This window comes from Glycomyces tritici, assembly GCF_030403505.1.
Map to the genome: position 1 here is coordinate 1,069,206 of NZ_JAUEMJ010000002.1, position 25,883 is coordinate 1,095,088.

A 25,883-nucleotide genomic window follows, 5' to 3' on the forward strand; every position below is an offset into this window, starting at 1 on the left:
TCACTCATTCGAACTGCTCAGGACTGCTGACGGCCGGCGCCGAGGCCGCAGCCGCCCAGGTACTCGCGGGTGCGCACCGCGATCGGGTAGGGGACGTCGGGCTCGCACGGGTACAGGTCCTGCTCGACGATCACGAACAGCTCCGCGTCGAGCGTGGCGAGCTCGGCGACGATGTCGGCCGGGTACGGCACGCCCGCGGGCGGCTCCACGCACACGCCGCGCTTGACGGCCTCGCCGAAGCCCAGGCCCTCGTCGCGCACCTGCCGCAGGATCTCGGGGTCCATCTGCTTGATGTGCACGTAGCCGATCCGCTCGCCGTAGCGGCGGATCAGGTCCACATTGTCGCCGCCGCCGTACGCGACGTGACCGGTGTCCAGGCACAGCGACACGAAGTCCGAGTCGGTGCCGTCCAGGAACGTCTCGATCTGCGGCTGCGTCATGATCTGGCAGTCCGCGTGCGGGTGCAGGTCGATGCGGACGCCGTGCTCCTCGAACATCTGCTTCCCGAGGCGGTTGGCGGCGGCGTGCACCGTGGCCCACTGCGCGGCGTCCCATTCGGTCACGTCGTTGACCGCGTCGGTCTTCTCGTCGCGGAACAGCGGCGGGATGAGCACCACGTGCGTCGCGCCCTGCGAGGCGGTCAGCTTCGCGACCTTCCCGACGATGTCGAGCGTCTGGTCGAACAGCTCGGGCCGGTGGAGGTTCCCGAACACGGTGCCTCCGGAGACCTTGAGGCCGCGCTCGCCGAGCTCGTCGGTCAGCACCGCCGGGTCGGTCGGCAGGTACCCGTACGGGCCGAGCTCGAGCCATTCGTAGCCGGCGCCGGCCAGCTCGTCCAGGAACCGCTCGTACGGCAGCTGCCGCTCGTCCTCGGGGAACCACACGCCCCACGAGTCCGGGGCCGAGCCGAGCCGGAGGTTCGGCGCTTGCGCTCTCGGCGAAGCCTGCGAGCCGTGCGTTGGCGTCGTCATTGACGGTCTCCTTAGCTGGAGGTGGGGAAGTTGAGCTGCGCGGCCTGCGATTCGGTGTGCTTGGGCCAGCGCGAGGTCACGACCTTGGCGCGGGTGTAGAAGCGCACGCCCTCGTGGCCGTGGATGTGGCTGGAGCCGAACAGGGAGTCCTTCCAGCCGCCGAACGAGTAGTGGGCGGTCGGGACCGGGATCGGGACGTTCACGCCGATCATGCCGACGTTGACGTCCCGCTCGAAGGTGCGCACCGCGCCGCCGTCGAAGGTGAAGATCGCGGTGCCGTTGCCGTACGGGTTGGCGTTGATGAGGTCGATGGCGGCTTCGAGGGTGTCGACGCGGACGACGGCCAGGAGCGGTCCGAAGACCTCTTCGCGGTAGACGTCCATGTCGGGGGTGACGCGGTCGAGGACGCTGGGTCCGACGAAGAACCCGCCGAGGTGCCCTTCGACCTGCAGGCCGCGCCCGTCCACCACGGGCTCGGCGCCTTGGGCGACACCGGATTCGATGTAGCCGCGCACGCGCTCGCACGAGGCCTGGGTGACGACCGGGCCCATCTCGGCTTCGGGGTCGTCCCCGGCGCCGACGACGATGGCTTCGGCCTGCGCTTTCAGGCGCTTCACGAGTTCGTCGGCGGCGTCGCCCACGGCGACCGCGACCGAGATGGCCATGCAGCGCTGCCCGGCCGAGCCGAACGCGGCGGCGGTGAGCTGCGAGGCGGCCCAGTCCAGGTTGGCGTCGGGCATGACGACGGCGTGGTTCTTCGCGCCCCCGAGGGCCTGCACGCGCTTCCCGTTCTGCTGGGCGCGTTCGTGGATGTACTTGGCGATGGGGGTGGAGCCGACGAACGAGACGGCGGCGACGTCCTCGTGGTCCAGGAGCGCGTCGACGGCGGTCTTGTCGCCGTTGACGACGTTGAAGACGCCGTCGGGGAGCCCGGCGTCGGCGTAGAGCTGCGCGATGAGCAGGCTCGCGGAGGGGTCGCGCTCGCTGGGCTTGAGGACGAACGTGTTGCCGGTGGCGATCGCGATGGGGTGCATCCACATCGGGACCATGACCGGGAAGTTGAACGGGGTGATCCCGGCGCAGACGCCGAGCGGCTGGCGGAAGTCGTAGGAGTCGACGCCGCGCGAGATGTCGTTCGAGAAGCCGCCCTTGAGGGCGGAGGTGATGCCGCACGCGAACTCGATGACCTCGCGGCCGCGCACGATCTCGCCGCGCGCGTCGTCCACGACCTTGCCGTGCTCGGCGGCGATGAGCTTCGCGAGTTCGAGTTCGTGGCGCTCGACGAGGTCGCGCAGGCGGAACATCACGCGGGAGCGGTTGGACAGCGACTGGCGGCCCCAGGACGCGAACGCGGTCTTGGCGGCCTGCACCGCCGCATCCACATCGGACACCGTGGCGAGGCGCACCCGTGCCTGCTCCTCACCCGTGGCGGGGTTCCACACGGGCGCGAGGCGGTCCGACGCTCCGGCGGTCGGCTTGCCGCCGATCCAGTGCTCGATGATCTGCATTGCGCTGGTTCCTTAGAGGTAGTGGCGCTGGTCGCGCTTGTGGTCGGAGTAGGCGGCGAAGGCCGCGCGGGTGGAGTCGAGTTCGGAGACTTCGCTGACGGGGACTTCCCACCAGGCCGAACCGGGCGGGTTGGGGCCGTGGAGGTCGGTCTCGACATGGACGACCGTGGTGCGGTCGCCGGCCTTCGCCTGGGCGATGGCCTCGCGGAAGGAGGCCACGCTGTCGGCCTTGATGACCTCGGCGCCGAAGCTGGCGGCGTTCGCGGCCAGGTCGACCGGGAGCACGTCGCCGTCGAGCAGGCCCGAGTCCTCGTCCCGGTAGCGGTACTTGGTGCCGAACCGCTGGGAGCCCAGAGATTCGGAGAGCGCTCCGATCGAGGCGAAGCCGTGGTTCTGGACGATGACGATGATGACCTTGAGGCCTTCGGAGACCATGGTGGCGATCTCGGCGGCGAGCATCAGGTAGGAGCCGTCGCCGACGAGGACGACCACTTCGCGATCGGGCGCGGCCATCTTCGTGCCGACTCCGGCGGCGATCTCGTAGCCCATGCACGAGAACGCGTACTCGACGTTGTAGGCCTTCGGGTCCCTGGCGCGCCAGAGCATCTGGAGGTCGCCGGGCATCGACCCGGCGGCGTTGATCACCACGTCCGAGTCGTCCAGGGCCTCGTTGAGGGCCCCGAGGATCTCGGTCTGGGCGGGCAGCGGGCCGTGGCCCAGGTTGAAGCACGCGTCGGCCTTGGCGTTCCACTCCTCGGCGAGCCGGCGGGTCTCGGCGCGGTACTCGTCGGCGACGCTCCACCCGTCGAGGGCCTTCGTGAGCGCGGCCAGGCCGGTCTTGGCGTCGGCGAGCAGCATCTCCGCCGAGTGCTTCGCGGCGTCGAGGCGGGCCACGTTCAGGTTCGCGAACGTGACGTCGGGGTCGCCGAACACGGTGTGGGAGGCGGTCGTGAAGTCCGAGTAGCGGGTGCCGATGCCGAGCACCACGTCCGCTTGGGCCGCAAGGGCGTTCGCGGCGGAGGTGCCGGTGGAGCCGAGGCCGCCCACGGCCTGCGGGTGGTCCCAGGGGACCGCGCCCTTGCCGGCGTGCGTGTCCGCGACGGGAATCCCGGTCGCTTCGGCGAACGCCCGCAGCTCGGCCTCCGCCTCGCTGTAGACGACGCCGCCGCCCGCGACGATGAGCGGTTTCTCGGCACTGCGCAGCAGTGCCGAGACCCGCTCCACAGCAGACGGTTCGGGCGCGACCCGGCCGACGCGCCACACCCGCCTGCGGAAGAAGTCGACCGGCCAGTCGAACGCCTCGGCCTGCACGTCCTGCGGGAGGCACAAGGTCACGGCGCCGGTCTCGACCGGGTCGGTGAGCACCCGCATCGCCGCCAGCGCGGCCGGGATCAGCTGCGCGGGCCTGCTGATGCGGTCGAAGTATTTGGAGACGGGCCGGAACGCGTCGTTCACGGAGACGTCCCCGGCGCGGGTGTCCTCGAGCTGCTGGAGCACGGGGTCGGGCACGCGGGAGGCGAACATGTCGGAGGGCAGGAGCAGTACCGGGAGCCGGTTGGTGGTGGCCAGCGCCGCGCCGGTGATCATGTTCGTGGAGCCGGGGCCGGTCGAGGCCGTGCACGCGAAGGCCTGGAGCCGGTTCTTCATCTTGGCGTAGGCCGCGGCGGCGTGGACCATGGCCTGCTCGTTGCGGGCCAGGTAGTACGGCAGGTCGGCCTCGCGGGTGCGGGCGGCTTGGAGGAGCGCCTGCCCGAGCCCGGCCACGTTGCCGTGGCCGAAGATCCCCCACACGCCGGGGATGAGGCGCTGCTCGTCGCCGTCGCGCTCGGAGTACTGGGCGGCGAGGAACCGGACCAGGGCCTGGGCGGTGGTCAGGCGAATCGTCTCAGCGGGCATCGTCGCCCTCCTTCTCCACGGCAGAGGACAGCGGCAGGCGAGGATCGAGATCCTCAGGGGTCCAAGTGGACCGGACCCAGGCGTGGGCGGGGTCGTCGGCGATGAGCCAGGCGCGGTCCCCACCGGGTCCGGCCATCACGTTGAGGTAGTAGAGGTCGTAGCCGGGGGCGGCGGCGCTGGGGCCGTGCCAGCCGTGCGGGATCACGACCACGTCGCCGCTGCGGACCGACTCGCTCACCTCGATGGGCCGCTCGGGGGTGCCGTAGACGCGCTGCCAGGCAAGGCCATCCCGCCCTGAGAGTTCGAAGTAGTAGATCTCCTCGAGCTCGGCTTCCCCGTCCTTCGCCTCGTCGTGCTTGTGGGGCGGGTAGGAGGACCAGTTGCCGCCGGGGGTGAGGACCTCGCAGGCGATGAGCTTGTCGGCGTCGAAGGTCTCGGGCGTGCAGAAGTTGTTGACCTGGCGCGAGGCCTGGCCGGAGCCGCGCAGCTCGACCGGGACGTCCTCGGCGGGGCCGTAGCGGGCGGGCAGGCGGCGCTCGCACTTCGCGGAGGGCAGGGCGAACCGGCCGCCGCTCGCGCTGGTGACCGTGGCCTCGGCGTCCCTGGGGACATAGACGAAGTCGGTGACGCGGCTGAAGACGTTCCGGCGGCCCCGGACCTCGAAGACCTCGCCGTCGCAGGAAACCGTGCAGCTCCCTGAGAGCGGCAGGACGAGCGTTTCGGCGTCGCCCGTGGCGAAGGTCGCGGTGCCGCCAGGGCTGAGCGCCAGCACTTTGAGGCCCGAGTACGTCCAGCCGGCGGTCTCCGGCGTGACGACCGTGTCGTAGTCGCCGTCCGCTGTGGACCCGGCGGGCAGGTAGTAGGTGCTCACAGGAGGCTCACCACCGCTTCGACGGCCCCGGCGACGTCGCCGTCGGGCGGGTAGAGGAGCGAGCGGCCCACGGTCAGGCCGACCACATTGGGCAGTGCCAGGGACCGGCCCCAGCTCTCGCGCTGCGCGGCGAGGTCGGCGACCTCGCCGCCGAGCACGACCATCGGCAGTGTGGAGGCGGCGGCGACGCGCGCCATGTCCGGTGCGGTGGGCAGCTTCAGCCAGGTGTGCGCCGAGGTGGAGCCGAGGCCGGAGGCGATCGCGACCGAGGTGACGACCGCTTCGGTCGACAGGTCGTTCACGATCGTGCCGCCTTCGCGGCGGGAGATGAAGGGCTCGACCATCGCGATGAGCTCCTGCGCGGCCAGCGCGTCGATCGCGCGTGCGGTGGCTTCGAGGGTGGGCGCGGTGCGGTCGTCGCCGTAGTCGATGCGGGTGAGCATCTTGCCGCCGTCGAAGCCCATGCGGGCGATGGCGTCCGCGTGCATGCCGGTGAACCGGTCGTCGATCTCGAACGCGGCCCCGGCGAGGCCGCCGCGGTTCATGGAACCGAAGACGGTCTTGCCGTCGAGGGCGCCGAGGAGGAGCAGGTCTTCGAGGATGTCGGCGGTGGCGAGCACCCCGTTGCAGCCGGGGTTCTCCAGTGCGGTGGTGAGGCGGTCGAGGAGGTCGCCGCGGTCGGCCATGGCCAGCGGGTCGCCGCCGGTGGCGAGGGCGCCGCGGGCGGGGTGGTCGGCGGCGATGACGAAGCACTTGCCGGAGGGTCCGACGGGCGCGGTGGCGCGGGGACGGGAGTCGGCGGCCTTGCGGATCGCGCCCGGGTCGGTGAGCCGGGTCCGCGCCAGTTCGGCGAGCTGGTCAGGCCGCATCGCTTGCCTCCTGCAGTTTCTGCTCCACTTCGGCTTCGGTCGGCATGGCGTCGGAGCAGGCGAGTGCGCCCGCGACGAGCGCGCCCGCCGCGTTGGCGAAGCGCATGATGCGCTCGGTGCCCCAGCCGGCGAGCAGGCCGTGGACGAGTGCGCCGCCGAAGGCGTCGCCCGCGCCGAGGCCGTTGACCACGGTCACGGGTGCGGGCGGCACTTCCACCTGCCCGCTGTCGTCGAGGGCGAGGACGCCTTTCGGACCCTGCTTGACGACGGCGAGCGAGACGCCGGCCGCGCGGAGCGCCTGGGCGGCTTCGGCGGGAGCGTCATGGGCGCCTACGGCCACTTCGCACTCCTCGCGGTTGCCGACCGCGACGGTGACGTGCGGCAAGGCCAGTTTCACCCAGTCGCGGGCGGCCTGGGGCGAGTCCCAGAACATCGGCCGGTAGTCCAGGTCGAGCACGGTGATGCCGCGCTTGCCCTCCCGGCGCAGGTGATCGCTCCTCGCTTCGAGGGCGGCGAGTGTCGCCGAGCGCGAGGGCTCCTGGCAGAGGCCGGTGACCGTGACCCAGAAGACCGAGGCGTTCCGGATGGCCTCGAGGTCGAGTTCCTCGGGGCGGATGTCGAGGTCAGGGGCGGTCGGGAAGCGGTAGAAGTAGAGCGGGAAGTCGTCAGGGGGGAAGATCTCGCAGAACGTGACGGGCGTGGGCAGGCCCGCGGAGGTCCCGACGAGGGAGTCGTCCACTCCGTACCCTCGGAGCGCCTTGCGCACGAACGTCCCGAAGGGGTCGGCGCCGGTCTTGGTGATCACGGCGGCGGTGCGCCCGTACCGTGCGGCCGCCACGGCGACGTTCGTGGGGCTGCCGCCCAGGAACTTGCCGAAGGACTCGACGTCCTCGAGGCCGACGCCGATCTGCTGCGGGTAGATGTCGACCCCTACCCGGCCCATCGTGACGACGTCATGCGTCGCGGCCACGGGCTCACCTCCCTCTGGAATCTGGAGCGCTCCACTGTCGCGCGTTACTGTCGCGCGACAGTGATTTGGAATATACTCACTTCCGGGCCCGCGCGTCAAGCCGCCCGGCAGGACGGAAATAAACTCGGGTCACCGGCCGTGCGCCCCCGAGGCCAGGAGAGGATGAGGCGTTGGACGAAACGCTCGACCCCCAGCAGGAGGCGGCCCGCAAGGGCGCCCCGCAGCGCGCCACCATGGCCGACGTCGCCAAGCGGGCCGGCGTCTCCCGCACGCTCGTCTCCCTCGTCCTGCGCGACCGCCCCGGCGCGGGCGCCGCGACCCGAGAGCGGGTCCTCAAGGCCGCCGACGAGCTCGGCTACCGGCCCGACAGCGCCGCCCAGATGCTCGCCCGCGGCCGCAGCCGCACCCTCGGAGTCCTCATGAACCTCGAGCAGCCCTTCCACGCCGAGGTCGTCAAGGCCATCTACCCGGCCGCCGGGAAGCTCGGCTACGACGTGCTCCTCTCGGCCGTCGCGCCCGGCCGCGACGAGCACATGGCCACGGGAGCGCTCCTCGGCCACCGCTGCGAAGCCCTCGTACTCCTCGTCTCCGACCCCGAATCGCACGCCACCGAACGGCTCGGCGGCAGCGTCCCCACCGTCGTCGTCGGCCGCCAGGCCACCACGCCCGGCGTCGACAGCGTCCACACCGCCGAAGCCAAAGGCGTCCGCCAGGCCGTCGACCACCTCGTCGACCTCGGCCACCGCCGCATCGTGCACATCGACGGCGGCAAAGGCCCCGGCTCGGCCGACCGCCGCACCGCCTACCGCGCCGCCATGCGCCGCCACCGCCTCGCCGACGAGATCCGCGTGATCCCCGGCGCGCAGGACGAGGACGCCGGCATCGCGGCCGGCACGCTCCTCCTCGGCGAGGACACCCTCCCCACGGCGGTCCTGGCTGCGAACGACCGCTGCGCGATCGGCCTCATGCACGCCCTGCGCAGCGGCGGCGTGGACGTCCCTGGCGACGTCTCGATCGTCGGCTACGACGACGGCAACCTCTCGCACCTGTCCCACATCAACCTCACCACGGTCCGTCAGGACGCCACCGGCATCGCCGAGCACGCCGTGCGCAATGCGGTGGAGCGCTTGGAGAACGGGTCCCTGCCGGGCCGGGAGACCGTGTGCGACGCCCAGCTCGTCGTCCGCGCGACGACGGCCCCGCCCCGCTGAGCCCAGGACTGATCGGCCAGGCGATGACGCTGCCGAGCGGCGCGCCTCGGACATGCCGACCGCGCGTCTCGTCGAGGGCTCAGGCGAGCAGCTTCGCTTTGGCGGCGGCGAACTCGTCGTCGGTGAGCACGCCTGAGGCGTGCAGCTGCCCGAGCTGGCTCAGCTTGGCGATCACGTCGTCGCCGCCGGCAGCGGCAGGCGCCGCGGGAGCGGCCTGCTGCTGTCGGTAGGCCTCCGCGTCGGCCTGGGTCTGCTCGCGGCCCTGGGCGGCGCGGTTCATGGAGCGGTTGACCGCGCCAGCGGTGCCGGCGATGACGGCGGTGCGGGCCATGGTGCCGAGCAGGCCCGGCCGTCCAGCACGTCGGATCATGGCGGTGCCCCCTAGTTCTCGGCGAGTTCGGCGACGGCGGCGGCGGGAATGCGTTCCCAGTCGAGCAGGCGACCGCCCACGCCGCGCATGGCCTCGGCGAGGGTCGCGGCCCAGGAGTGCTGGAACACGAGCATGCCGATCGCGGTGTCCGGCTGCAGCTCTTCGGCGACGGCCTCGGCGTCCTCGGCGCTCAGCAACCCGGCGGGTTCGCCCACGAGCGCGGCGAGCCGCTTGTCGACCGTGGCGGCCTCGAGCCACTCGATGGAGCTGTCCGCGCGGCGGCTGACCAGCAGCGCGTCCAAGACCTCGATGGTGCCGTCGGCCGAGAGCCGTTCGAGCTCGGTGAGGACCCGGCCGTCGAACCGGTTGCCCGAGAACTCGACCAGCACCAGGTCGACGGGTGCCTTGCCTGCCATGCCTGCCTCCCATTGCGGAGCCTGCGCCGCTCCCCCAACGGGACGCTACCGCCCGCACCGCACCGCGGTGCCCGATTCAAGCGAACGGGGCAGCCGTCCGAGCGGGACATTCGGCGAGTCGGGCGCGCCCGGTGCCGCGCGGGTCCATGATCGGTACGGGACACGCGATCGGGGGAGCCATGACAGCCACAGCAGTCAACGCGAGACGCCTCATCTTTCCGGCGCTCATGCTGGTCGTGGGCGGCGGCTGGCAGGCGTTCACCGGGATCGCGGCGATCGCGCACGGCGGGTACTTCACCGCACCGGCCGGCTACGCGTTCGAGTTCAACATCGCCGCGTGGGGCTGGGTGCACCTCATCGTCGGCGTCTTCGCGATCGCCGTCGGCATCGCCCTCTTCAGCGGCCGCCCCGCCGCCCGCCTGCTCGCCCTCATCCTGGCGTCGGCGTCGCTCATCGCCAACTTCCTGTGGCTGCCGATAGAGCCCGGCTGGTCGATCGCGGTCATCGGCCTCGACGCCGTCGTCATCTGGGCCCTCGCGACCGCCGGGGGCGACCGGCCCTGACCTCCCGCGTCACCCGGTGTGGTGCACGATCGGGAGCGTCGGCTCGCGGCGCGAACACGTGGTGGCGACCGTCTCCGGCAGGTGCCCCACGACGAGCAGCATGACCACGCTCTCGTGGCTCGGCAGGTCGATCACCGTTCGCAGCCGCCGGTCGGGGCGCCGTCCCACGGACCAGTTGAGGCAGCAGCTCCCCAGACCCAGGGCGTGGAAGGCGTGCACGAGCGACATCGCGAACATGCCGCCGTCCACCCAGACCTGGTTGCGTTCGTGCTCGAACACGAACGCGCGCAGATCGGTGGCGACGACCAGCACGTGCGAGGCCGTGTGGCCGAAACCGGTGTTGCCGCCCTGGCAGGCCAGCACCTTGTCGGCCGCGGCGCCGCGGGGGAAGACGTGCACCCTCCACGCCTGCCGGTTCCAGCCCGAAGGCGAGTGCTGCGCGGCCTCCACCGCGGCGGCGATGTCCTCGGCGGCGACCGGTCGCTCGTCGAACCAGCGGATGCTGTGCCGGGAGGCGAAGAACGCGAGCGGGTCGGCGGGCGCCGCCTTCAGCAGCTCGTCGCGGGTGTAGGTGACCGTGGCGCCGTCGCCGAGGGCGGCACGGAGCCGGGTCTGGAGCGCCGCGGACTCGCGCTCGAGGTCCACCGCCCAGGCGGGGGCGCCCGCGGTCTGCGCGTCGTGCCAGGCGAAGTAGGTCCGCAGCGCTTCGCAGGCCGCCGACGCGGCGAACGAGTCGGGGCGTTCATCAAGGAGCAGGCGGGTGTTCGCGAGCAGGCGGGGCAGCACGGCCTCGCCGAACCACGGCCGGGGCCGGGCGCTGGCCAGCCCTTTCTCGATCCGGTGGGTGTCGATGACCACGAGCGATTCGAGGGTGCGGGCGCTGCGGGCCCGCAGCGCGCCCGAATGGCGCAGGAACCGCGCCGCGTCGTACAGGTAGTCGGTGACGACGTCCCGTCCGCGGGCGAGGGCTCCGGCACGGGCGGGGACGGCGGGCACGCCGCCCAGGGTCGGCTCACGCATCGGCATTCGTTGTCTCCCTTGCATTGCTCATCGCAGGCGGCGCCCGTCCGGGGTTCCGAACCGTGCGCCTTCGCGGCTGTAGACGAGGTTCCCGGCTCTGAAGGTGTGCTCCACGGCGCCGCGGAAGCGCCGGCCCTCGTAGGCCGACCAGCCGCACTTGGCGCCGACCGAGTCGGCGTCGACGGTCCATTCGCGCTCGGGGTCGAAGACGACCAGGTCGGCGTCGCGGCCGGGCTCGACCGCGCCCTTGGTGCTGAGGCGGAACAGCCGCGCCGGCGTCTCGGCGAGGACCCGGACCGCGCACGCCAGCACGGCGGCGTCGCCCAGGTCGGGGGCGGCGGCCTGGACGGCGGCGACCGTGGCGGCCAGCAGCTCCTGGGTGCCGGGCAGTCCCGGCGGGGCGTCCGGGATCGGGCGGTCCTTCTCCTCGGCCGTGTGCGGGGCGTGGTCGCTGCCGACGGTGGCGGCCTGGCCGGTCAGGACCGCGGCGCGCAGCCGCTCGCGGTCGGCCGCGTCCCTGATGGCCGGGCGCAGCCGCAGCCGGGTGCCGGCCTTGGCGGTGTCGGCGTCGGTGAAGGTCAGGTGATGGCCGGTGACCTCGAAGCTGATCGGCATCCGCTGCCCGGCCGCCGCGAGCAGATCCGCCTCCTCCTTGGTGGAGGCGTGCAGGATGTGGGTGCGGGTGCCGAACCGCTCGCACAGGCGGATCAGCCGCCAGACCGCGACGATCGCGCCCGTGCGGGGGCGGTGCGGTTCGTAGTCGGCGGCGCTCACCGGGTCCGGCCGCCAGGTGTCCAGGAGGTCGAACACGTCCTCGTCCTCGGCGTGGAACATGAGCGTCAGGTCGCGTTCCTTCGCGACCGCGAACAGGTCGGCGAGATCCTCGTCCCGCCGGACCACGTCGGGCGCGGTGTGGTGGCCGCTGAGGAAGACCTTCACCGAGGCCCCCGCGGGGAGGGCCCTGAGCCGGTGCGACTCCCCCGGGCCGACCCCGGTGTGGAAGGCGTAGTCGACGAGGCTGCGGCCGTCGATCAGGCGCTGCTTGGCGTCGGCGTCGGCGGGCGTGCGCAGCGGCGGGCGGGTGTTGGGCATGTCGAGGACCGTCGTCACGCCGCCGGCGACGGCGGCGCGGGAGCCGTGGCTCCAGTCCTCCTTCCAGTCCAGGCCCGGCTGGCGGAAGTGGACGTGGGAGTCGATCAGTCCGGGCAGGACGAACCCGCCCGCGACGTCCACCGTGCGGGCGCCGGTCGCGCGCCGCCCGGGGTCCAGGAGCGCGGCGATGCGGCCTTCGGCGACCGCCACGTCGCAGCGGCGTGCGCCGCCCGCGCCGATGACGGTGCCCCCGTGCAGGACCAGGTCGTATTCGCTCAAGGGGTGCGCTCCGAGACGGTCAGGGCCGCCAGCGGCCGGTCGGGTCCACTGTGGATGGGAATGTCCACGAGGTCGATGAGGCGCACGGCCTTGTTCCCGATGCCCACACCGAGCAGGCGGCCGTGCGCGACGACCGCGGTCGCGCTCGTCGCGCCGCCGGGGGTGAGGATCGTCAGCTCGCCGTCCCGGGGGCCGCCGCGCAGTCGGCGGGAGGGGACCGTGCCGGGGATCGCGCACGCGGCGGCGAGGCTGATGGCGCCGGTGAGGGCGAGGGTCGGGTGCCAGGAGGGGACCGAGATCGCGCGGGCGGCCACCGCGCCGTCCGGTCCCGGGGCGACGGCGGCGATCTTGGGGAACGTCCCCGGGCGCCATCCGAGGCGCCGCTCGGCGGCGTCCCTGATCGCGGCCATGCGGCGGTACAGGTCGTCGCCCGCGGTGAAGAGCGCCGCCGCGGAGTCGGCGCCGAGGCGGGCGGCGTCGACGAAGACGTAGGGGTTGCCCGCGTCCACCCCCGAGACCTCGGCCCGGCCGCCGGGGACGTCGAGCATGGTGGACGGCTCATCGAAGAGCGTGAGCGCCCGGAGCGGCTTCGGGGCGGCGGCGGTGAAGCGGACGGCGTAGGTCGCCGCGCCGGCGCCGCGGCCGGAGGGCTCGCAGTGCACGATGTCGCCGTTGCCGCGCACCGCGACCCGGACCGCCGCACCGGCGTCGGTCCAGCCGAGCGCCTCGGCTCCCAGGACCGCCGCGAGGATCGAGTGGCCGCAGGTGCCCCGGAGTTCGAAGGCGTCGCGCGCGCCGGGCACCACCTGGACGAAGCGGTAGTCGAGTTCGTTGCGTCCCTTGGGTTCGGCGAGCGCGAGTTTGAGCACGGGGCCGAGTCCCGCACCGCGCATCCACCGGCGGACCTCCGCGAGCCACGAAAGGAGCCCGCCGGCCTCTGGCGGGGCGGCGGCCAGGGGCAGGACCGCGGTCGGGCAGGGGCTTCCCTCGGCCTGGACGATGGCGGCGCGGATCATCGCGGGCCCCCTTCGGCGAGCGAGTCGAGCCAGAGCCGGTACACGGCCAGCGCCCACAGGGCGAGTGCGGTGTCGGGCGCGGCCCGGTCCTCGACCGAGTCGACGAGGCGGCGGACGGCGGTGGCGTCGAGGAGGCCTCCGGCGGTCGCGTCCCCCGAGAGCAGGACTTCGCGCAGGTGCTTCCCGAGGGCGGTGCCGCGTCCGGTCATCGCCGCGATCGGGAGCGTGAACGGCTGCTTGGGGCGGCCCAGGACGCTGTGCGGCAGGAACGGTGCCGCGGCGGCGTAGAGGGCGGGTTTCGCGGCGGCGCCGGTCGGCTGGAGGGGGCCGGGGAGGTTCGCGGCGAGCGCGCGGATCGACTTCTGGCAGAAGGGGACGCGGACTTCGACGGCCGCGGCCATGCTGAGGTGGTCGACGCGGCGCAGGTGGTAGGCGTCCAGCCGGGTGCCCACTTCGAGGCCGCGCACCCGCTCCCACCGGGAGCCTCCGGCCGCGGCGAGCCGGTCGATGAGGCGGTCGCGTTCGGTGCCGTTGCGGGAGAGGAACGCCCGGTAGTCGCCGCTGTAGAGCGTGTGGCGCAGTGCCGGGGGCACCGCGGCGAGCGCGTCGACGTACCCGGGTATCCAGTCCGGGGCGGCGAGGGCGGCCCGGATGCGGTCGTAACCGCCGAACGCCTCGTCGGCGCCGTCGCCGCTGACGGTGACCTTGTACCCGGCGTCGCGGATCGCCTCGAACAGGACCAGGGAGCTGACGGTGATCGGGTCGGCGTTCGGCTGCCCCAGTCGGGCGACGACCTGCGGCAGGCGGGCGCCGATGTCGGCCGGGTCGAGGAGCACGTCGTGCAGGCGGGCGCCGCTGCGGGCGGCGACCTCGGCCGCGTACCGGTGCTCGTCGAAGGGCCAGTCGCCGTCGTAGCGGATGTGGAAGGCGTCGACCCCGTCGCGGCCCGCGGCCATCAGCGCGGTGACCAGGCTCGAATCGAGTCCGCCGGAGCAGATCACGGAGACCGGGACGTCGGCCCTGGCCAGCCTGCCCACTTCCCGTTCGAGCGCGTCGCGGAGCAGGGCGGCGTACGCGGCCGGGTCCTCGGCACCGGCCAGCGGTGCGGGCCCGGACCGGTCGATCCGGCGCGGCGCACCGCCGCCGTACACCACTGTGGACCCGGGGGCGATCGCCTTGACGCCGGCGAGGACCGTGTCTTCACCGAAGGGGGCCTTGGTGGTCAGGTACGCGTCCAGCCCCCCGGGGGTCGGGACCGCCGCGAACCCGGGGAAGGCCCGCATCGCCGGGAGCTCGGAGGCGAAGCAGACGCCGCCCGAGGCGGGACCCCAGGTGTAGAGGGGTTTCATGCCGGCGTCATCGGTGCACAGGACCAGCGTCGGGCGCTCGCGCGCGTCGACGACGGCGATCGCGAACATGCCGTCGAGGCGTTCGGCGAAGCCCGGCCCGTACCGGTGGTACAGGGCGGGGATGATCGAGCCGTCGCAGCGGTCGGCAAACCGGTACCCGAAGCCGCGCAGCTCCTCGCGCAGCAGGTCGTGGTTGTAGATCTCGCCGTTGAAGACGGCGGTGATGCCGTCCAGTTCGTACGGCTGCGCGCCTCCGGCGGGGTCCATGACCGCGAGGCGGGTCGCGCCCAGGCCCCAGTCCGGGCCATGGCGCCACCCGGCGCCGTCGGGGCCGCCGTGCCGCAGCGCGCCGGCCAGTTCCGGCAGGGTCGCAGGGTCGATGTCGGCTTCGAAGTATCCAAAGACTCGGCACACGGCCGACCTCCTCACTAGCGGGTGACCGGCTCCGCTCGCTGTGCGTCCATGTAGGCGGTGCCAGCGCTGCGCCCGGCCGTGAGCCACCAGGCCACGCCGATCGCAGCCGAGATCAGGCCCGCGGCGACGCCGAGCCCGACGAGGCTCACCGCGGCCAGGGCCGCGCCCAGGGCCGCCAGCGAGATCCTCGCCATCGCGTTGTAGGTGGTGATGTGGACGGAGGTGACGCGGCCCCGGAACTCCTTCGGCACGGTCTCCAGCAGGATCGTGGTGTCCAGGGCGATGATGTAGCCGCTGGCCACCCGCATCACCATGAGGCAGGCGACGGCCCCGATCAGGTTGGGGGCGAGGAAGAACGCGGCCCACCCCAGGCCCTGCACCACATAGCACAGGCCCCAGGCCGAAAGGTGCGCCGAGCGGCGCAGCCGCCCCGCGAGCACGGTCGCGCCCAGCACGGCGAGGCCGTCGCAGCAGAAGACGACCGCGACGGCAACCGAGTTCCCGCCGAGGTCTTCCACGATGTGGCCGTTGATCATCACCGTGTAGCCACCGCCGATGAAGCCCCACGCGATCCCGATCCAGATCACCGACTGCGCCAGCGGGTACCGCCGCGTCGCCCCGAACCCCGCCCGCAGGTCCGCGGCGAAGCCCCGCAGGTGCGCGCCGAGCCGCTCCGGCTTCGGCCGCCCCGCCGCGACCGGCTCGGGGGCCCGCACGCGGAGCAGCTGGACCAGGCCGAGGGCGAGCAGGCCCGCGACCGCCAGCATCGCGACGGCGGGCGACCAGATCGAGACGACTCCGGCGCCGACCGCGCCGACGATGGTCATGATGCCGTTGAGCGAGCCGATCGCCGCGTTCGCCTTCTGCCGCAGATCCTCGCCGACGACACCGTAGAGCCACTGCTGACGCGCGGGCGGCCACAGGGCCGTCGCCGTGCCCTGCAAGGCGAAGCAGAGCGCGAGCGCGACGAGGCCGCCGCGCTGGGCGCTGGCGGCGGCGCCGACCACGGCGGCGATCTGCACCGCCGCGCCGGTCAGCGCCAGCTTCCTGACGGAGAGCTTGTCGGCGGCCAGACCGGCGATGGGCATCAGCAGCAGCGCCGGGAGCGCACCGGTCAACTGCACCGCCGCCAGCGCCGCCGTGTCGGCGACGGACAGCACGTGCAGCGCGACGGTGATGTGCAGCATCCAGAACGCCGCGGAGAAGCACGCGCTCGCGTACCACAGCCTCCTGGCGTCGAGGTTTCGGAACAGGCTCGGATCGGGAGTAACCGCAGGCACCGGCGCTCTCTCATGGGTTTGCGCCTCGCCGGCCCGTGCGGGCCGGCGAGGCGGACTTGGCGGTAGGGAGCCGTCCGGGGCCGCTAGGCGGCGACCAGCTCGGCTTCCTTACCGGCGGACGAAGCGTCCTTCATGACGATCGTGCCGGGACCAAAGGTCCGGTCCTTACCGGCGGACGACGCGTCCTTCATGACGATCGTCCCCGGACCGAACGACCGGTCCTTACCGGCAGACGACGCGTCCTTCATGACGATCGTGCCGGGCCCGAACGTCCGGTCCTTACCGGCGGACGACGCGTCCTTCATGACGATCGTCCCCGGACCGAACGACCGGTCCTTACCGGCAGACGACGCGTCCTTCATGACGATCGTCCCCGGACCGTACGACTTGGCGTTGCTCATCGCGTTCACTTCCTTTCCTGTGTTCGTTGCTAACGGGTGTATTCCGCTACGGACTCGGCCGGCACCTCGAGGTGCACGACCTTGTCGGCGTAGAGGTCGGAGAGTCCCGCCAGGATCTGGGCGTAGGACCATTCGGGAAGGCGCTCCCCCAGTTCGAGCGCGCTGGCGGGCCCCTCGGCGAGAGCGGCCACCAGCGGCTCCTCGTCGAGCGGGAACAGCCGCGACCGCTTGTGCTGGCGCCAGTCGCGCTGGATCAGCACCCGGGTCCGCTTGGGCGCCAGCCCTTCGCGGTACCGCGGGTCGTCGAGGAGCCGGAGCACGTCGTGCCGGTAGACGCGCACTTCGAAGGGCCGGCGCAAGGAGGCCCTGAACGTGGGGGCGACCGCTTTCAATCCGGCGGGGTCCGTAGTGGAGCCCTCCGGGAGCGCCTTCGGCGTGTCGGCCACCTTGGTGATGCTCGCGCACAGCCGCGCGAGATCGATCAGGTACTCGGGCAGGCCGTTGCGGACGATGAAGTCCGTCGCGAACGTCTCGAACCGGCGGGTCTCGGCGAACCGCTGCCACCACCCGGCACTGTAGACGCGGTCGTACTCGAGGTAGAGCCGGTCGTAGTCGACGTACAGGCGGAGCTCGTCGATGAGGGCCCCGAACACGGTGTACGTGCGCCCCGCCCGCTGGTCGCGGACGCTGGTCGCCGCGTGCTCGTACTGGTCCAGGTCGACCGCCGCGATCATGGCGACCTCGGCATCGTCGAGCCCGAGCTCCTGCTGGAACCTGGCCACGCCCTCGGCGCGGCACTGCTCGCGGAACTCCGGCTCGCGCAGGAAGCGGGTCATGAAGACCTGTGTGGCTCTGAGGGTCACGGCCGGCCTCCGTTCCCGGCGACGCCGAGCAGTTCGCGGCCCCGGTCGAGGGCGTCCTTGAGCTGTTCGGCGCTGGCGTTCGCGGCGGTCAGGGCGTCCTCGACCTCGAAGATCACCGAGATCGGCCGGAAGTCGGGTTCGGCGAACAGCTCCTCCAGGGTCCGGTCGGCCCACTCCTGTTCGCGCCGGTACCGGGCCATGTCGGGGCTCTGGAGCTCCTGCGCGTTCCCCAGCGGCAGGTGCACCTGCCAGACGCGGTCGAGCGGCAGGACGGCGAGCTCCTTCTCCCGGTCCATCGGGTGGTGCTTCTCGGCGGTGATGAAGTTCGAGAGGCTCAGCAGGATGCCCACATCGGCGCCTTCGGCGATGTCGCGGACCTGCTCGCAGACCGAGCGCGGCCCGACCTGGTCGAACCACTGCGCCTGGTTCTCGATGGTGATCGGGCAGCCGACGACCTCGTCGAGCCCGGTGAGGTTGTCGATGAAGCACTGCGTCTGCTCATCGGTGCCGAACGGCTGGATGAAGGTGCCGGTGTACTGCTCGGTGGTCCCCATGATCCCGATGTGCTCGCCGATGTAGCGGCAGTCGCTCAGCTCGACCATCCGCGCGAGGCGGTCGGTGACCGCCTGCTTGGGACGGTCGACCGAGCCGATCATGAGCTCGAAGCTGTGCAGGGTCGAGGGCAGCGAGCCCATCGACGCCGACACGTCGGCGAGGTACTCCGGATCGGACGCGTAGTGCGCGCCGAGGTACTCCATGATGTCGGCGTGCCCCCCGAGCTCCTCCACCCGCGCATGGAGTGCGGCGAACGCGGGAACGCAGTGGTACAGATATCCGGCACCGATGACCGGTGGTTTGGCCTGCTTGTTCAATTGCGTGCATCCTCCTCTGCGTCGATGAGCAGCTCATCGGCGATTCGATCTCGGCACATGCCGTTGACGGGTCCCATGAGGGCGGTGGCCTGGGCGTCGCGCAGATGCCGTTCGAGCGGCAGGTCGGTCATGAAACCGAGCGACCCCATGCCCCCCAGCAGATCGCGGGTGACGGCGACCGACGCGTCGGTCAGGTGCGCTTTCAACCGGCTGGCGGCGCCGTAGGCGGACTCCGGCCGCACGGCGGTCGCCCGCACGAGCGCCGCGGCGTACGCGTACATGGCCTCGACCTTCGTCGCGGCCTCCGCCAGCACGCGCCGCGAGTGCGGGTCCTTCGCACGCGGCGGGACGCCGTCGACACGGCCGCCGTACGCGCGCCGCGCGAAGTCGAGCGATGCCGCGGCGGCGCCGAGGGCGATCAGCCCCGGGTTCAGCGGCGTCTGGTGGTTGGCGCGCATGAGCGCCGGAGCCGTGCCGAACCCGGACAGGACGTCGTGCTCCGCGACGGGCGCGCCTTCGAGGACGATCGTCCCGGTGCTGGTGCCGCGCAGGCCCATCATGCGGTAGACGTTCGCGACCTTCACCCCGTTCCCGTGCATGTCGACCCGCACGAACGTGGGGCCGGCCCCGGGCACGTCCTCGGCGCGCAGGAGCACGTCGACGACCGAGGCGGAGGTCAGGCCCGTGCAGAAGCTCTTGACGCCGTCGATCGCGAACCGGTCGCCCTTGGGGCGCATGACGGTCTGCAGATCGGTCTTCCGGGCCGCACCGAAGGGCTCGGTCCAGGCGCTGGCGGCGATCATGTCGCCGCGGGCCATCGCGACGAGATCGTCCGCGCGGCGCTCGTCGTCGGCGAACGCGAGCGTCCGGGCAACGACCTGGCAGTGGAACATGAGGATCGCGGCGGTGCTGGCGCAGCCGCGGGCGACGCGCTCGACCATCGCCGCCGCCGTGCCGTTGTCGAATCCGAGCCCTCCGAACTCGACCGGGATCTGCACCCCGAACGCGCCGATGTCGCAGAGCGCCTTGATCGGCGCGGCCGGATGCAGGGACTCCCGGTCGACCGCGTCGGCGGCCGGAGCCACGGATGCATCGACCACTGTGTCCAGTTCATTCATCCATGAACGGGCGGAGTCCGGTGCCCCGGAAAGGCAGGAGTCCCGAAACCCGACTTGCATGAGACGATCCAGGTGTTCATCCATCCGCTGCGGCCCTTCCGTATCTGGGCACGCCAAAGCGCTGCCAGGTCGGCTTGCACGGTCGTGAGGGAAGTCGCCATCGGACGACCGGAGCGCCCTTGCTCCGGCACGACGGCAGTCGATTCGAGCAGTGCGCGGCGGGCATGAGCCCTGTAGTCCCGAGCGCACTTGCTGTGGTGGACGCGACTCCATGCTATGACCGCGATTGCCGCGAAGTCGAGTGCGAAGTCCGGATCAGGACATAAGGAGGCCTTGCCCCGCTTTGCCCGTAGCGATCGAGGAGGGCAGATGCTTCGATTCGAGAACCGTTGCGGCGCAACACTATCGACCATCGTTCGACAGCGGTGGTTTTGCGGGGGTTTCCGTTGGCGGGCACGGAAAGTGAACTGCCCGAGGCGACGCTTCGTGATACCGTCTTCACTCAACGGGGGTACGCAACGCTAGAGAACCGGCACTGAGAGAGAACGCGTGCAGTGAACTACACCCACCCCAGCGCAGATCAATTCTCCGACCGCGACCGCCAGATCCTCGCGAACCTCGTCGCCGCCCCCGACCAGCAGACCGCGGCGGCCTGGCTCGGCATCACCGACCGGCATCTCCGCCGGAGAATCGACGCCATCATGCGCCGGCTCGGCGCGGAGACCACGTACCAGATGATCGTTCTGGCCACCCAAAAAGGACTCATAGATCCCAAGGCCCTGCCCGCCGACACCTGACGGCGCGCCGCAAGGCCGCGGGGCCGCGTCCCGGTCGAGGAGCGCCCCTCCATCATCAGCGTCACGATCTTCGGCATCACGCCCGAGGAGATCGTGCCGCCCCGCATGCGCGGGTTCAGCCCCTGTCAATCGGAGTGCCGGGGGGAATCATGGCCCATCCGAACTGGAGATACAGAAAAACCCGGCTCCCTCTTTCGAGGAAACCGGGTTTTTCATCCAGTAGCGGGAGGCGGATTTGAACCACCGACCTCCAGGTTATGAGCCTGGCGAGCTACCGAGCTGCTCTATCCCGCGTCGGTAGTTAAAGAGTACATGACTCCATTCAGCCTCTGCCACAGCGGGGTCCGTGAGCGCAGTCACCACGCATTCACCTGGCGTTTCACTGGAATGCGGAAAGCGAACGGCCCGGCCTCCCGCAATTGCAGAGGCCGGGCCGCACGCGCGATGGATCAGAAACCGAGGCGCTCGAGCATCTTCGGGTCGCGCTGCCAGTCCTTGGCCACGCGCACGTGGAGGTCCAGGTAGACGCGGCTGTCGATGAGCTGGGCGATGCCCTTGCGGGCCTTGGTGCCGACCCGCTTGAGGCGCTCGCCGCCCTTGCCGATGATGATGCCCTTCTGGCTGTCGCGCTCGACGTAGATCTCCGCCCAGATCTTCTTGCGCGGGCCGCCGTCGGAGTCCTCGTCCTCGACGTCCTCGATGACGACGGCGAGGGAGTGCGGGAGCTCGTCCCGGACGCCTTCGAGGGCGGCCTCGCGGATGAGCTCGGCCATCATGACCCGCTCCGGCTCCTCGGTGATCATCCCGTCCGGGTACAGCTGCGGCGATGCGGGCAGTTTGTCCGAAAGGACCTTGACGAGCTCGTCGAGGTTCTCGCCCGTCTTCGCCGAGACCGGCACGATGTCCGCGAAGTCCGCCAGCGCGGCCACGTTCGTCAGGTGCCGCACGAGGGCGTCCTTGGAGACGAGGTCGATCTTGGTGACGACCGCGACGACCTTGGCGCTGAGGTTGGCGATCTCGCCGGCGATGAACTTGTCGCCGGGGCCGGGCTTCTCGTTCGCCGGCAGGCACAGCCCGATGACGTCCACTTCGGACCAGGTCTGGCGGACGAGGTCGTTCAGCCGCTCGCCCAGGAGCGTGCGCGGGCGGTGCAGACCGGGCGTGTCGACCAGGATGAGCTGCGAGTCCGGGCGGTGCAGGATCGCGCGGACCACGTGGCGGGTGGTCTGCGGCCGCTTCGAGGTGATCGCGATCTTCTGGCCCATGATCGCGTTCGTCAGGGTGGACTTGCCCGCGTTCGGACGGCCCACGAAGCAGGCGAAGCCTGCACGGAAGTCATTGCTAGGCAAGACGGGTCACCTCTTTGCGAATGACCGACCATACGGTGAGGTCGGCACTGATCTCCCGGGCGGCCTGGAGGCCGTCGTCGTCGGACGCGGTGCCGAAGAGCACCGCGGCCTCAAGCTTGTCGGCCCCGGCCGCGAAGGCCTGGGCCACGGCCGCCTGGAGGGCCGTGAGCTGGAGCGAGGGGAGGTCGACGGCCGCCGAGGCGTAGGTGCGGCCGATGCCGTCGCGCACGGCCGCGCCGGTGGTCTGCTGGACCCGGCCCGCGGCTCCGCGGGCCAGCGTGGCCAGTTTCGCGTCCTCGGCGTCGAGGGCGTCGACGTGCAGGTCAGACATTGATCTTGTGCCTCTCATCGTTCGCGGCGGACGCAGGGGCGTCGCCGTTCTCGGGCAGGCGCGCGACGCGCACCGTCTCGATGCGGTTGCGGCGGCCAACGGTACCCTCAGCGGTCAGTTCGAGCCCGCCCAGCCGGGCCCGGTCGCCCGCGAGCGGGACCTTTCCGAGCTCGGCGGCGAGCAGCCCGGCGACGGTGTCCACGTCGAGATCGGGCAGGTCCACGCCGAACAGCTCCTCCAGGTCCTGCACGGAGAGCCGGGCGGTGACGCGGGCGGTCCGCTCGTCGATCCACGCGACCGGCGGCAGCTCGTTGTCGTACTCGTCGGTGATCTCGCCGACGATCTCCTCGAGGATGTCCTCGATCGTGATGAGACCGGCGGTCCCGCCGTACTCGTCCACGACCGCGGCGATGTGGATGCGGGCGGTCTGCATCTCCCGCAGCAGGTCGTCCACGGGCTTCGAGTCGGGGACGAACGAGACCGCGCGCATCACCTCTGAGACGTGCGGGTTCACGCGGTCGTCCAGGCGCACGAGGTCCTTGAGGTAGACCACGCCGCGCACGTCGTCGAGGTCCTCCCCCACGACCGGGATGCGCGAGAAGCCGGAGCGGAGCGCGACCTGCTCGGCCTCGTCCGCGTGCATGTCGGCGGGCACCCACACCATGGCGGTGCGCGGGACCATGACCTCGCGGGCCACGGTGTCGCCCAGGGCGAACACGGAGGCGATCATGTCGCGCTCCTCGTGGTCGACGGTGCCCTGGGCCTCGGCGGCGTCGACCATCTCGCGGATCTCGATCTCCGAGGTCGCGAACGGGCCCTCGCGGAAGCCCTTGCCGGGCGTCACCGCGTTGCCCAGGAGGATGAGGAGCTTCGCGAACGGGCCGAGCGCGGTCCCGAGCAGGCCCACCGGCCCGGCCACGGCGAGCGCGATCGGGTAGGCGTGCTGGCGCCCCAGCGTGCGCGGGCCGACCCCGATGGCGACGAACGACACCACGGTCATGATCACGGCCGAGATGCCGACGGCGAGCCACGAGTCGTGCCAGGAGTCGAAGGCCACGACGGCGACTATCGCGATCGCGGCGGCCTCGCAGGCCAGGCGCAGCAGGATGAGCAGGTTCAGGTGGCGGGGCAGCTCCCCGATGACCTTCACGAGGGACTCGGCGCCGCGCTGACGCTGCTCGGCGAGCTCCGCGGCGCGCGCGGGCGAGACGGCCGTGAGGGCCGAGTCGACCATGGCCGCGGCCCCGGCGACGACGGTCAGTGCGACCGCCGCTGCCAGGAGCGAATACGGGATCATGCGGGCCTAACTCTCCGCTGCGGCGTCGCGTTTCGCCCGCCATGCGTCGAGCAGCCGGTTCTGCAGGCCGAACATCTCCTTGGCCTGCTCGGGTTCGGCGTGGTCGTAGCCGAGGATGTGGAGCACGCCGTGGACGGTGAGCATGTGCATCTCGTCGGCGGTGGAGTGCCCGGCGTCCTTGGCCTGGGCCTCGGCCACCTCGGGTGAGAGCACGAGGTCGCCGAGGATCGGCGTGCCCGGCTCGGAGGAGTCGGGGCGGCCGGGCATCGCGTCGTCCATCGGGAACGAGAGGACGTCGGTGGGGCCCGTGCCGCCCATCCAGCGCTTGTTGAGCTCGGTCATGTGCTCGATGTCGACGACGAGGATCGAGAGTTCGGCGAGCGGGTTCACGCCCATCTCGTGGAGGGCGAAGTCGGAGACGGCACGGATGCCCGACTCGTCGACGGCTCGCCCGGACTCATTGATGATCTCGATGCCCACGGTTTCCTCGTTGCCCCTTCTTCGGGTCGCCCATGCGGGCGTCCCACTTCTCGTAGGCGTTCACGATATCGCTGACCAGCTGGTGCCTGACGACATCTTCGGCCCGGAGGGTGGCGAAGTGCACGTCCTCGACGCCTTCGAGGATGTCGCGGACGACGCGCAGCCCGGAGGTGGCGTTGTTCGGCAGGTCGACCTGGGTGATGTCGCCGGTGACGACGATCTTCGACCCGAAGCCGAGCCGCGTCAGGAACATCTTCATCTGCTCGGGCGTGGTGTTCTGCGCCTCGTCGAGGATGATGAACGAGTCGTTCAAGGTGCGACCGCGCATGAACGCAAGGGGCGCGACCTCGATCGTGCCCGCTTCCATGAGCTTCGGGATCGACGTGGGGTCGATCATGTCGTGGAGCGCGTCGTAGAGCGGGCGCAGGTAGGGGTCGATCTTCTCGAACAGCGTGCCCGGCAGGAAGCCGAGCTTCTCCCCGGCCTCGACGGCGGGGCGAGTCAGGATGATCCGGGTGATCTCCTTGGCCTGCAGCGCCTGCACGGCCTTGGCCATGGCGAGGTAGGTCTTGCCGGTGCCGGCGGGGCCGATGCCGAAGACGATCGTGTTGTGGTCGATCGCCTCCACGTACTGCTTCTGGCCGAGCGTCTTGGGGCGGATCGCCTTGCCGCGCTTGGAGACGATGTTCTGCGAGAGGACATCGACGGGCCGCTCGCCGGGAGCGGACTTGAGCATGTTCTCGGTGCGCCGGATCATGTCCGGGTCGACGCTCTCACCGTTCTCGACCAAGGCGAGCAGCTCCTTCACGAGTCGTTCGGCGGCGTGCAGGGCGCCGTTGAGTCCGGTGAGGGTGATGGTGTCTCCGCGCACGTGAAGATCGACGCCGGGGTTGCGGCGTTCGATGTAGCGGAGGTTCTCGTCGGCGCGGCCCAGCAATGCCATGAGCGAGCTCTGGTCGCCGACGGTGATCGTGGACGTGATCGTCGAGGTGTGCTTGCCGTTCTCAGAGCTGTCGGTCATAGGCTTCGCCCGCTGAGGGCTGTTCGCCACCTGCTTCCCAAGTGAGACTTTCAGCGGCCTCCGGGCCGCTGTTCTACATGCCTCAATGGTAGTTGGCGCGTGCGACGGGCGACAACGAGTAATCGCAGAGGCGGTGTGATTTCAGGCCGAAAGCATCCGTCCGAGCGGTTTTCCCCCCGCGACGTGGAAGTGGACGTGGAAGACGTCCTGGCCGCCGTCCGACCCGGTGTTGGCGAACAGGCGCCAGCCCGACTCGGCCACGCCCTCCGCGGCGGCGACCTCGGCGGACGCCTGCAGCAACTCGCCGGCGAGCGCCGGGTCGGCCGCCGCGAGCTCGGCGACGTTCGCGTAGTGGTCCTTCGGGATGACGAGGACGTGCGTGGGGGCCTTCGGGTAGAGGTCCCGGAAGGCGAGCACGCGCTCGGTCTCGAGGACTTTCGTGGACGGGATGTCCCCGGCCACGATCTTGCAGAAGATGCAGTCGGCGTCGGTCATGGTGGGAATCCTAGGGCGTTCCGGTCACCAGCGGCCGAGGCGGGCCTGGAGGACCGCCAGCGCGGCGGGGCCGGCGGTGGAGGTGCGCAGGACGGTGTCGCCGAGGCGGATCGGCTCGCCGAACTCCTTGAGGGCGGCCAGTTCCTCGGGGCTGATGGAGCCTTCGGGGCCGATGACGACCGCGATCTCCCCGGTCTCGGGGAGCGGGGCCTGCGAGAGCGGCAGGTCGGCCTCCTCGTGGAGGACGAGGACCTGACTGGCGTTGCGCAGGCGCGCGACGAGCTGCTTGGTGGTGTGGAGTTCGGCGACGTGCGCGAGGCGGGGGCGGCGGGCCTGCTTGGAGGCCTCGCGGGCGGTCGCGGTCCATTTCGCGCGGGCCTTGTCGCCGCGCGGGCCCTTCCACTGGACGATGGAGCGCGATGCGGCCCAGGGGATGACCTCGTCGACGCCGATCTCGGTGAGCATCTGGACGGCGCGCTCGCCGCGGTCGCCCTTGGGGAGGGCCTGGACGACGGTGAGCTTCGGGTCGGGGGCGGGGACGGTGCGGCGTTCGAGGATGTCGAGGCGGAGGGACCCTCGCTCGGCGTGGGTGACGCGCGCTGCGGCGAGTCCGCCCTGGCCGTCGGTGAGCAGCAGCGTCTCGCCGGGCTGGAGGCGCTGCACGTCGGCGGCGTGGTGCCCTTCGGGGCCGTCGAGTACGAAGTCGGCGGCGGCGGGGAGGGCGTCGACGAGGAAGACCGGGTCGCTCACGTGGTTCCTGTTCG

General features: G+C 71.4%; 27 protein-coding genes and 1 tRNA gene. 3 read left to right on the plus strand and 25 right to left on the minus strand.

The annotated features are described in order from the left end of the window. Positions 1-17: 17 nt before the first annotated feature. From QWI33_RS10215 to iolC, 6 genes are read right to left on the minus strand one after another with little or no spacing between them, the layout of a single operon-like run. Positions 18-971 carry a TIM barrel protein gene (locus tag QWI33_RS10215; protein ID WP_289957148.1) on the minus strand — a complete coding sequence of 318 codons (954 nt, stop codon included), beginning with the start codon at positions 969-971 and terminating at the stop codon, positions 18-20. Positions 972-982: 11 nt separating this feature from the next. Next, positions 983-2,479 (minus strand): CoA-acylating methylmalonate-semialdehyde dehydrogenase, encoded by a 1,497-nt coding sequence (locus tag QWI33_RS10220; RefSeq protein WP_289957149.1) that lies wholly within the window; start codon positions 2,477-2,479, stop codon positions 983-985. Between the two features lie 12 nt (positions 2,480-2,491). Further along, complete coding sequence (gene iolD / locus QWI33_RS10225; protein ID WP_289957150.1) at positions 2,492-4,375, minus strand: 3D-(3,5/4)-trihydroxycyclohexane-1,2-dione acylhydrolase (decyclizing); 1,884 nt, start codon at positions 4,373-4,375, stop codon at positions 2,492-2,494. Next, positions 4,365-5,246, minus strand: a complete 882-nt coding sequence (gene iolB, locus QWI33_RS10230; protein ID WP_289957151.1) for a 5-deoxy-glucuronate isomerase — start codon at positions 5,244-5,246, stop codon at positions 4,365-4,367. Before iolB ends, iolD begins: the two co-directional genes overlap by 11 nt. Beyond that, entirely contained in the window at positions 5,243-6,115 is an 873-nt protein-coding gene (locus QWI33_RS10235; RefSeq protein WP_289957152.1) for a Cgl0159 family (beta/alpha)8-fold protein, read from the minus strand. The genes iolB and QWI33_RS10235 overlap by 4 nt, the downstream gene beginning before the upstream one ends. After that, on the minus strand, positions 6,105-7,085 hold the full coding sequence (gene iolC / locus QWI33_RS10240; RefSeq protein WP_289957153.1) for a 5-dehydro-2-deoxygluconokinase: 981 nt from the start codon (positions 7,083-7,085) through the stop codon (positions 6,105-6,107). Before iolC ends, QWI33_RS10235 begins: the two co-directional genes overlap by 11 nt. A 233-nt stretch (positions 7,086-7,318) precedes the next feature. On the opposite strand from iolC, the gene QWI33_RS10245 reads away from it, so the two are divergent. Beyond that, positions 7,319-8,296 (plus strand): LacI family DNA-binding transcriptional regulator, encoded by a 978-nt coding sequence (locus tag QWI33_RS10245; protein ID WP_353895446.1) that lies wholly within the window; start codon positions 7,319-7,321, stop codon positions 8,294-8,296. A gap of 79 nt (positions 8,297-8,375) precedes the next feature. Here QWI33_RS10245 and QWI33_RS10250 read toward each other — a convergent pair whose 3' ends face one another. Together QWI33_RS10250 and QWI33_RS10255 are read right to left on the minus strand one after the other, a co-directional pair. Further along, entirely contained in the window at positions 8,376-8,666 is a 291-nt protein-coding gene (locus QWI33_RS10250) for an SHOCT domain-containing protein (RefSeq protein WP_289957155.1), read from the minus strand. An 11-nt stretch (positions 8,667-8,677) separates the two neighbouring features. Further along, complete coding sequence (locus tag QWI33_RS10255) at positions 8,678-9,082, minus strand: DUF6325 family protein (protein ID WP_289957156.1); 405 nt, start codon at positions 9,080-9,082, stop codon at positions 8,678-8,680. 179 nt (positions 9,083-9,261) lie between these two features. Here QWI33_RS10255 and QWI33_RS10260 point away from each other — a divergent pair, with 179 nt between their 5' ends. After that, positions 9,262-9,645 (plus strand): DUF7144 family membrane protein, encoded by a 384-nt coding sequence (locus tag QWI33_RS10260; RefSeq protein WP_289957157.1) that lies wholly within the window; start codon positions 9,262-9,264, stop codon positions 9,643-9,645. 9 nt (positions 9,646-9,654) lie between these two features. Here QWI33_RS10260 and QWI33_RS10265 read toward each other — a convergent pair whose 3' ends face one another. From QWI33_RS10265 to QWI33_RS10305, 9 genes are all read right to left on the minus strand, one after another. After that, positions 9,655-10,671 carry a nitroreductase family protein gene (locus QWI33_RS10265; RefSeq protein WP_289957158.1) on the minus strand — a complete coding sequence of 339 codons (1,017 nt, stop codon included), beginning with the start codon at positions 10,669-10,671 and terminating at the stop codon, positions 9,655-9,657. 21 nt (positions 10,672-10,692) lie between these two features. After that, complete coding sequence (locus tag QWI33_RS10270; RefSeq protein WP_289957159.1) at positions 10,693-12,036, minus strand: dihydroorotase; 1,344 nt, start codon at positions 12,034-12,036, stop codon at positions 10,693-10,695. Then, positions 12,033-13,052, minus strand: coding sequence for a PrpF domain-containing protein (locus tag QWI33_RS10275; protein ID WP_289957160.1), 1,020 nt, complete (start codon positions 13,050-13,052; stop codon positions 12,033-12,035). Before QWI33_RS10275 ends, QWI33_RS10270 begins: the two co-directional genes overlap by 4 nt. Beyond that, positions 13,049-14,815, minus strand: a complete 1,767-nt coding sequence (asnB, locus tag QWI33_RS10280) for an asparagine synthase (glutamine-hydrolyzing) (protein ID WP_289957161.1) — start codon at positions 14,813-14,815, stop codon at positions 13,049-13,051. Before asnB ends, QWI33_RS10275 begins: the two co-directional genes overlap by 4 nt. A gap of 14 nt (positions 14,816-14,829) precedes the next feature. Further along, positions 14,830-16,095 carry an MFS transporter gene (locus tag QWI33_RS10285; protein WP_289957162.1) on the minus strand — a complete coding sequence of 422 codons (1,266 nt, stop codon included), beginning with the start codon at positions 16,093-16,095 and terminating at the stop codon, positions 14,830-14,832. Between the two features lie 83 nt (positions 16,096-16,178). Then, positions 16,179-16,496 carry a hypothetical protein gene (locus QWI33_RS10290; RefSeq protein ID WP_289957163.1) on the minus strand — a complete coding sequence of 106 codons (318 nt, stop codon included), beginning with the start codon at positions 16,494-16,496 and terminating at the stop codon, positions 16,179-16,181. Between the two features lie 29 nt (positions 16,497-16,525). After that, positions 16,526-17,359: a hypothetical protein gene (locus QWI33_RS10295; protein ID WP_289957164.1), complete on the minus strand. Its 834-nt coding sequence runs from the start codon at positions 17,357-17,359 to the stop codon at positions 16,526-16,528. After that, entirely contained in the window at positions 17,356-18,231 is an 876-nt protein-coding gene (locus tag QWI33_RS10300) for a multinuclear nonheme iron-dependent oxidase (protein WP_289957165.1), read from the minus strand. Before QWI33_RS10300 ends, QWI33_RS10295 begins: the two co-directional genes overlap by 4 nt. Beyond that, on the minus strand, positions 18,228-19,622 hold the full coding sequence (locus QWI33_RS10305; RefSeq protein WP_353895415.1) for an acyl-CoA dehydrogenase family protein: 1,395 nt from the start codon (positions 19,620-19,622) through the stop codon (positions 18,228-18,230). The genes QWI33_RS10300 and QWI33_RS10305 overlap by 4 nt, the downstream gene beginning before the upstream one ends. Positions 19,623-19,903: 281 nt before the next feature. Here QWI33_RS10305 and QWI33_RS10310 point away from each other — a divergent pair, with 281 nt between their 5' ends. Continuing rightward, the gene (locus tag QWI33_RS10310) at positions 19,904-20,146 is read left to right on the plus strand and encodes a helix-turn-helix domain-containing protein (protein ID WP_289957167.1); all 243 of its coding nucleotides are present in this window, start codon (positions 19,904-19,906) and stop codon (positions 20,144-20,146) included. 220 nt (positions 20,147-20,366) lie between these two features. Here QWI33_RS10310 and QWI33_RS10315 read toward each other — a convergent pair. The 8 genes from QWI33_RS10315 to QWI33_RS10350 form a co-directional block, all read right to left on the minus strand. After that, positions 20,367-20,440: transfer RNA gene (locus tag QWI33_RS10315), tRNA-Met, on the minus strand. A 155-nt stretch (positions 20,441-20,595) separates the two neighbouring features. Continuing rightward, positions 20,596-21,495, minus strand: a complete 900-nt coding sequence (gene era / locus QWI33_RS10320; protein WP_289957168.1) for a GTPase Era — start codon at positions 21,493-21,495, stop codon at positions 20,596-20,598. Then, on the minus strand, positions 21,488-21,826 hold the full coding sequence (locus QWI33_RS10325; RefSeq protein WP_270118968.1) for a cytidine deaminase-like protein: 339 nt from the start codon (positions 21,824-21,826) through the stop codon (positions 21,488-21,490). Before QWI33_RS10325 ends, era begins: the two co-directional genes overlap by 8 nt. Then, on the minus strand, positions 21,819-23,123 hold the full coding sequence (locus tag QWI33_RS10330) for a hemolysin family protein (RefSeq protein ID WP_289957169.1): 1,305 nt from the start codon (positions 23,121-23,123) through the stop codon (positions 21,819-21,821). Before QWI33_RS10330 ends, QWI33_RS10325 begins: the two co-directional genes overlap by 8 nt. Positions 23,124-23,129: 6 nt before the next feature. Beyond that, a complete protein-coding gene (gene ybeY, locus QWI33_RS10335; RefSeq protein ID WP_289957170.1) occupies positions 23,130-23,603 on the minus strand; it encodes an rRNA maturation RNase YbeY in 474 nt (157 codons plus the stop codon). Further along, on the minus strand, positions 23,581-24,624 hold the full coding sequence (locus QWI33_RS10340) for a PhoH family protein (protein WP_289957171.1): 1,044 nt from the start codon (positions 24,622-24,624) through the stop codon (positions 23,581-23,583). Before QWI33_RS10340 ends, ybeY begins: the two co-directional genes overlap by 23 nt. Before the next feature lie 141 nt (positions 24,625-24,765). Beyond that, on the minus strand, positions 24,766-25,119 hold the full coding sequence (locus tag QWI33_RS10345) for a histidine triad nucleotide-binding protein (RefSeq protein ID WP_289957172.1): 354 nt from the start codon (positions 25,117-25,119) through the stop codon (positions 24,766-24,768). Between the two features lie 24 nt (positions 25,120-25,143). Beyond that, positions 25,144-25,869 (minus strand): 16S rRNA (uracil(1498)-N(3))-methyltransferase, encoded by a 726-nt coding sequence (locus QWI33_RS10350; protein WP_289957173.1) that lies wholly within the window; start codon positions 25,867-25,869, stop codon positions 25,144-25,146. Between the last annotated feature and the right edge of the window lie 14 nt (positions 25,870-25,883).